Genomic DNA, 7,605 nt, shown 5'->3' with positions numbered 1-7,605 from the left:
GTATGGTTTGGTAAATAATTGTATGGTTGGTATTGGCCGCAGTACATTTAATAAATCTTATGATGGCTATTTGAAATATGTTTTATTAAAACAATCAAAGGGAATAAAAAATCAACCGTTTTCTCTAGTTTACTTATCTAGTTTTAATTTAAACACTCTTAGAAAAAGTCAATCAGATTATCCTTTTTTAGGAAGGCTTTCTTATGCTAATCAACTTATGATAGCTTCTAAAATAAGTAGCCAATTTTCTATTCAAGTGATGCCTACTATAATTCATTGGAATATGGTTGAGAATAATAATCAACAAAATAATATTTTTATTTTAGGTACTGGTTTCAGATATTTAATTACAAAAAGTGTATCCATTAATTCTGAGTATTTTTACAGATTCTTACATAATTCATCAGATTATTATAATTCTTTTTCTATTGGATTAGATATTGAAACTGGAGGTCATGTTTTTCAATTACATATCACAAATTCTATGGGCATGGATGAGGCTTCTTTTATGACAAGGACATATAATTCGTGGTCTAGTGGAGGTATCCACTTTGGTTTTAATATTAGTCGAGAATTTAATTTATAACTATGAGAATTTTAATTTTTTTACTTTTATCTACCCATTGTTTTTCTCAGAAAACATTTGTTACTAATTCTGATGTTTCCTTTTTTTCTGCTGCGCCCTTGGAAGATATCGCTGCTCTTTCAAATAAATTAGAAGGAGTTGTTGATTTAGAGACTGGTAACTTTTTTTTCCGTATTCCCATTAATACATTTATTTTTCCTTCTTCTTTAATGCAGAAACATTTTAATGAAAAGTATATGGAGTCTGAAAAGTATTCACTCTCTTTTTTTAAAGGCAATTTTAGCGAAAAAATTAATATACTTGAAGATCAACAAACAACAATTATTGCTCAAGGTATTTTAAATATTCATGGTGTAGATAGAGATGTTTCTATTAAAACTGATTTAAATATTCAAAATCAATTACTAGAATTTAAATCTACATTTGATGTTTATTTAAAAGATTTTAAAATTAAAGTTCCAAAAATTGTTAGAATGAATATAGCTGATACAATTCAGGTTAGTGTGTCCGGACTTTTAAAAGAAAGAAGCGAATAAATTAGTTTTTAATTATTATAACTTTTTGTTTTCCTTTTAATGTCTCTATTGAGACAAAATATAATCCTGATTTAATTTTTTCTAAATTTAATTCGAAATTATTGACAATTTTGTTTAGCTCAATGCTATTAATAATTTGTTCACCTACTATATTAAAAACATCTATTTTATANACAAAAGTATTATTAAATAATAATTTAAATATGCCTTTTGATGGATTTGGGAATACATAGANTTGGTTATTNTNGTTTTCAGAAACCAAGGCANTATTTTCATCTTGAACAATTATATTGTCNATAAAAATATTATTTCCTCTAGAGTTTGTAGTAACAAATTTCAACATTATGTTTTGATCTAAATAATTGCTCAAAGGAATTATTTCTTCTTNCCATTGAGTATCNTTNGATGGTATAAAATTTGCGATATTTTCGTCATATGTNGAAAGATCTTCACCNCCTAAAGAAAATAATGTATCATTAAATGTTTGACCACAATTAGTAGATAATAGCANCTGNAGTGTNTCTTGCCATAATGTNCTAGAAGAGTATTTTTGATATGCAAATTTAAANGATAGCTGAGGTGATGANGAATTTAATNAAATATTTGGACTTATTAATTCGTCTTTTTGTTCAGCTCTTGGATCGTATCCAAATAAGTTAACATATGCAGAAATATTATTTANATTNAAACCTGCAGTAGTTATTGTNTCCCATGTTCTCGAGTAGTCTTCATTTTCTATNTGCCATAATTCATTTGATATTCCATTTTGGAAATTTTCTATAAATGGCATTGTAATAGTAGGTTTAGATTTAAATCTNACCATTTTTCTGTTGTTATGATANTCAGATTCTNATAAAGNATCTAGACTTTCTATTCTAAAACNAAACTCATTATCCCCAAAATAATTATTAATGATATTTTCAAATTCAAATTCAGTAGTTTCATTAGGATTTANGTTAGCTTGAATTATTAGCGAATCCTCTTCTGTNTTTAAAAGAGAATAATTTTTATAAAAGACAATTAGACTGTCAATAAAATAATTGGTATTATTTATTATATGTAAAATAGGATTAAAGTTTNCTTCACAATTAATTTCATTTGGTATATTGGTAATTTTCTCTAATACTAAATCATTACTAATATAATTTGGGGGCAAGGGGTCATAGTTATTGGCAAGAAAATTAAANGCAGCATATGCATCAATAATACCCATCCCGAATGTATTGTCTTCACCAATCTCACCTAGATCACTAGCAGTATTATATAGAGCAAGAAGTATTTCTTGCCCTGTTAAAAATGGGAATGCTTCTTTCAACAATAGAACAGCCCCTGATACATGAGGTGAAGCCATGGACGTACCTGAAATACTATTAAATCCATCTTGTCCCCAAGCAGATCGTATGTTTTGACCAGGTGCAACCACTTCGGGATAAATAGCTAGTGAACCTTCTCCCGGGCATTGTGTAGGGCCTCTACAAGAAAATGAACTTATTTGGTAATCGTCATTATTTGCGTTAATACTACCAACGCAAAAGGTGTTTACCAAATTTGAGTTAATTCTCTGTGGTGATCTAACACCAGTGTTATTGGGACCGTTGTTCCCTGCTGAAAAAATATTTGCAATCCCGCTAACCTCAATAACATTCATTAATTGAACTGCATATCCGGAACATTGAAATGTATCTATCTCATTATACCATCTCCATGAATTGTTAATAACATCAGGAACATCATAATCAGTACTTGTATTGCCATCAGGATTTAATGCCCATTCAAATGATGTAATCATATCCTCTATAGGAGGAAGAGTAGCAACCGTTGATGTGACAAAGTCATTAGCAATCCAATAGGAGTTGAATGCAATACCAATTGTGTCATTTGTTTGAGATACTAATCCAGCCATAGTACCTAATGTATGAGTTCCATGATCGCTAACATGTCCATTAGGTGTTTGACTAAAATAACCATCCCAACATTGATTCATTGGATAAAAATTTCCAAAAAATCTATCTGAGAAGGCGTTATGTTCAGCCCATACTCCAGTGTCGTAATTAAATACTAATGTACTTTTTCCGGTATACCCCATTTCCCACAATGGTCTGACATTTATTGCCTCAATTCCTGGTTCTGTGCCATTTTCAATTTCAAGATTTTCATTTTCACCAAATATGTAATCTATTATATCAGCTTGAGTATCTTTAATTTGTATTCTTTCAATATTTGGATGAAATGCTAGATTTTTAATTAGTAGGTTAGAAGCGTTTAAAAATATGCAATTAACAATCCATGAAGATTTTAGATTTGAGTATTCTGTTGGTTTTGATTTTATTTCATTTATTATATATTCTTGAGATTCTTGAGCAATTGTAGTCATTTGCTCACAAATAATTGAAGCTCTCTTTTTTATGGGGGTATTATTTTCTTTAAAATGGAGACTNAATGATTNTAAGTCAAAGTCATCATTAACTTCAATAATTATAGGAATTAATTTATTAGGTGGATTATTGTTTATAATTTNACTTAATTCAGGAGTAATTACNCCNTGANANANNAATATATACGGAATTAGTATTAATTTTATAATTATTAAATAATTTTTCATNTCATTAATATATGATTTTTATTAGAAAAAGTGGNTTTTTTNTANGCCTTGTATTCTTTTTTATTGCATTTGTNTTTNACTCATGTACTAAATCAGGGTGCACGGATCCTTCAGCAGAAAATTATAATTCTAACGCTACTGAAGATGATGGTTCATGTGTAATTTTTGGTTGTATGGATNCCTCAGCAGAAAATTATAACTCNAATGCGACTGATGNGGATGGATCTTGTTTATATCCATGNTCAAACNCAGAATATCATTGTTTAGAAATTAATTTTAGTCACTTTGTAGATGATATGGAAATTGTTTATGGAAATGATNATNTTTTTTACGAAAATNCGGCGGGTAATATTTACAGTGTTAGACGTTTACTNTATGTNCTAAGCGATATTATATTATTTTTTGAGGACGGTACAAACCANTTATTAGATGAGTTCATATTTGTTAATACAGATGATCCTGAAACATTAACAAAAACCTTATATAATTTATCGGCAGAATGTACTGGGATAAGNTTTACANTAGGCTTTTCTANTGAAAACAATATTGATAATCAATATATTAATAATGCAAACAATTTTCATTNATTAATGTTGTGGCCAAATTTAAATGGAACTAANCTAGCTTTTCNAGGTGGGTATCACTATATGAAAATTGAAGGTAAATATATAGATGATGAGGGCAACGAACAGTTTTATAATAACCATACAGGACCCACTAATGGAGTTGACTTATCATTTGAGCAGCCTATTTTTAATTTTTCTGAAGATGGATTTACAAATGTTGCAAGTTCAATTTATATTAGTATGAATGTTAATAATTTTTATAATAATCCAATTTATGATTTTAATACTTTTGGGTCTAGTATTATGGCAAATATAGAGGCACAATATAATTTGAATCAAAATGTTGGAGATGTTTTTACTATTCAGGTTAATTAAATGTATATAGTTTTTTTTATTATTTTATCTATTATAATAACTTCATGTGATAAATATGAGCAAGATTGTTGTGGAACACCAACATTAATTAATTTATCTTACCCAGCAAGTTTTCCGGATCCTTATAGTCCATTAGATAATCCTCTTAGTGAAGAAGGTGTAAATTTAGGACGACATTTGTTTTACGATCCTATTTTAAGTAGTGATAATACAGTTTCATGTGCTTCTTGTCATAAGCAGGAAAATGCATTTGGAGATAACACTCAATATAGCTTTGGTGTAAATCAGTCTATAGGAGAAAGAAATGCTTCTACCATAATTAATACTGCTTTCCAATCTCATTTTGATTGGGATGGTAAAAGTGAATCCTTAGAAAATCAGGCTGAAAGACCAATATTTAATTCAATTGAATTGCATAATAATAACTGGTCAGAAGTGATTAATAGACTTCAAAAATCTAGTATATATCCAGCTTTATTTTGCGATGCTTTTGGAGATGAAATTATTGACTCTATTAAAGTTTTAAATGCTATAGCACAATTTGAGAGAACTCTTATTTCCGTAGATTCAAAATTTGATCAATGGTTGAGAGGTGAAGTTGCTTTTACTGAGTCTGAGATAGATGGCTTTAATATTTATTCAACAGAAAGAGGGGACTGTTTTCACTGTCATCCAATTGGTCTTTTTACGGATAATTCATTTCATAATAATGGATTGGATGCACAATTTACAGACTTAGGTCGATATAATGTAACAGGTAATCCTTTAGATCAAGGTTCGTTTAAATCTCCTACTTTACGAAATATTGAGTATTCTGCTCCATATATGCATGATGGAAGATTTAGCACTTTGGATGATGTAATTGATTTTTATAATTTTGGTGGTTATGATTCACCAACTGTCGATCCTTTAATGAAATATATCGGTGTTGGCTTATTGTTGACATCACAAGAAAAAATTAATTTAAAGGCCTTTTTATTAACCTTGTCTGATGAGTCGTTTATTAATAATGAAAATTTATCTAATCCTTTTAATTAATTATGATAGCTATTTTATCACCTGCAAAAACACTTGATTTCGAAACTAAAAATTCTTTTAAAGACTTTACAGTTCCTAGTTTTATTGAGGACAGTAAGGAGTTAATTTCACAATTAAAAAAAATTCATGTAAACGAATTATCAACCTTAATGGGTTTAAGTCATTCATTAAGTGAACTAAATGTTAAAAGATATCAAAATTGGTCATCAGATTTTAATTTATCTAATTCACGACAAGCTATATTTTGTTTTAAAGGAGGTGTTTATAAAGGATTAGATGTTGGTACATTTTCGGACGACGATTTATTTTATTCTCAAAAATATTTGAGAATAATATCTGGTCTTCACGGAATTTTAAAACCGTTTGATTTAATAAGACCTTATAGATTAGAGATGGGAACAAAATTAACTAATAATAGGGGTAAAAACTTATATGATTTTTGGGACGAAAAAATCACAGAGTATTTAAATAATAGTTTAGCTAGTAATAATGCAAAATACTTGTTAAATCTAGCTTCAAATGAGTATTTTAAATCAATAAAGTCAAAAAAAATATGTAAAAAAATTATAGATGTTAAATTTTTAGACAAAAAAAATGATGTTTATAAAATTATTAGTTTTTTTGCCAAAAAAGCTAGGGGAAGTATGGCAGCTTATGTAATTAAAAACAAGGTGAAGGATTTAGATCAATTAAAAAATTTTTCGGAACTTGGTTATTCATATGATGAGACCCAGTCTAATTTACAATCATTAGTTTTTACTCGTTAGGAGGGTCAAAAAAACCTGATAATAAATCACGTAAACCCAAAAAGCCAAAAATTACACATGTAACCATTGATCCAATACCTAAAATGCTAAATATAAGATTAGTAGAATCTGTTAAGTGATTATTATGACTACTTAAAACGAATAGTATTGGACCAGGTAAAAAAGCAATAGCAATAGCTATTTTTCGAATTCCCTTTTTAAATTTTTTTTTATTTTGAATCATTGTAGTATTTAATAACTGATCTAATATTTCCATATTTTTCTAGCAGTATTTTAGCTGTTTTTTTATCTATCGGAAACATGTTCATAATTATATTAATTGCTCGTTCTTCTAATTTAACATTATTAATATGCATATCTATCATTTTATTATCTAATATATGTCCTAATTTAATCATAACACTTGTTGAAATCATATTGAGCGTCATTTTTTGAGCTGTTCCTGCTTTCATTCTAGTGCTTCCAGTTACAAATTCGGGACCTACTATTAAGTTAATTGTATTATTAGAGTATTTAGATATTGGCATCTTTTCATTACATATAATAGCAGCAGTATAAATATTATTTTCAAAGCATTTTTTCAGTCCACCTACAACATATGGCGTGGTACCTGATGCTGTAATCCCAATTACAATATCTTCTTTACAAATATTATATTTTTTTAGGTCACTCCAAGCTTGATAGTTGTCATCTTCAGCATTTTCAATGGCTTTTCTAATAGCAGAGTCCCCACCAGCAATTAAGCCTATGACTTTATCATGAGAAACTCCAAATGTAGGAGGACATTCTGATGCATCTAAAATTCCGAGTCTTCCGCTTGTACCTGAACCAATATAAAAAAGTCGACCGTTTAGTTTTAATTTTGATACTATAGTTGTTACTAGTTTTTCAATTTTGGGTATTGCTTGTTTAACAATTTTAGCAACTTTTTGGTCTTCATGATTTATATTTTTTAATAAATCATGAATTTTCATTGTTTCTAAATTCTTGTATATGCTGTCTTGTTCAGTAAATCTTTTCACTTAATTTAATATAAGGTAGGGTATTTATTTGGTTTTGACTCAGACATTAAATCATAGCATTTATCAATCACTTGGTCAATATTAGACTTAGAGAAGTAATCTCCATCATCTCC

Annotated in this window: 7 protein-coding genes and 1 pseudogene; 5 read left to right on the top strand and 3 right to left on the bottom strand. The window is 28.5% G+C overall.

Annotated features, from left to right (window positions below):
- Nucleotides 1-22: 22 nt before the first annotated feature.
- Together CBD51_006570 and CBD51_006565 are read left to right on the top strand one after the other, a co-directional pair.
- Nucleotides 23-586 (top strand): hypothetical protein, encoded by a 564-nt coding sequence (locus tag CBD51_006570; GenBank protein ID RPG57849.1) that lies wholly within the window; start codon nucleotides 23-25, stop codon nucleotides 584-586.
- Nucleotides 587-588: 2 nt separating this feature from the next.
- Nucleotides 589-1,122, top strand: a complete 534-nt coding sequence (locus tag CBD51_006565; protein ID RPG57848.1) for a YceI family protein — start codon at nucleotides 589-591, stop codon at nucleotides 1,120-1,122.
- Between the two features lies 1 nt (nucleotide 1,123).
- Here CBD51_006565 and CBD51_006560 read toward each other — a convergent pair.
- Nucleotides 1,124-3,724 (bottom strand): annotated as a pseudogene (locus CBD51_006560) (T9SS C-terminal target domain-containing protein).
- 647 nt (nucleotides 3,725-4,371) lie between these two features.
- On the opposite strand from CBD51_006560, the gene CBD51_006555 reads away from it, so the two are divergent.
- Genes CBD51_006555 through yaaA form a run of 3 tightly spaced genes read left to right on the top strand, consistent with a single transcriptional unit; the run spans nucleotide 4,372 to nucleotide 6,470 of the window.
- Nucleotides 4,372-4,665, top strand: a complete 294-nt coding sequence (locus tag CBD51_006555; GenBank protein RPG57847.1) for a hypothetical protein — start codon at nucleotides 4,372-4,374, stop codon at nucleotides 4,663-4,665.
- Nucleotides 4,666-5,703 carry a cytochrome-c peroxidase gene (locus CBD51_006550; protein ID RPG57846.1) on the top strand — a complete coding sequence of 346 codons (1,038 nt, stop codon included), beginning with the start codon at nucleotides 4,666-4,668 and terminating at the stop codon, nucleotides 5,701-5,703. It abuts the gene before it with no gap.
- A 2-nt stretch (nucleotides 5,704-5,705) separates the two neighbouring features.
- Nucleotides 5,706-6,470, top strand: coding sequence for a peroxide stress protein YaaA (gene yaaA, locus CBD51_006545; protein RPG57845.1), 765 nt, complete (start codon nucleotides 5,706-5,708; stop codon nucleotides 6,468-6,470).
- Here yaaA and CBD51_006540 read toward each other — a convergent pair.
- Both CBD51_006540 and CBD51_006535 read right to left on the bottom strand, forming a co-directional pair.
- A complete protein-coding gene (locus CBD51_006540) occupies nucleotides 6,460-6,726 on the bottom strand; it encodes a hypothetical protein (GenBank protein RPG57844.1) in 267 nt (88 codons plus the stop codon). The genes yaaA and CBD51_006540 overlap by 11 nt on opposite strands.
- Nucleotides 6,680-7,444 carry an N-acetylmuramic acid 6-phosphate etherase gene (locus CBD51_006535; protein RPG57850.1) on the bottom strand — a complete coding sequence of 255 codons (765 nt, stop codon included), beginning with the start codon at nucleotides 7,442-7,444 and terminating at the stop codon, nucleotides 6,680-6,682. The genes CBD51_006540 and CBD51_006535 overlap by 47 nt, the downstream gene beginning before the upstream one ends.
- Nucleotides 7,445-7,605: the final 161 nt, after the last annotated feature.

This window comes from Flavobacteriales bacterium TMED191 (genome assembly GCA_002171975.2).
Taxonomy (GTDB): domain Bacteria; phylum Bacteroidota; class Bacteroidia; order Flavobacteriales; family TMED113.
Note: the sequence above shows the minus strand (reverse complement) of the source record. Positions and strands in the feature narration are given on the sequence as shown.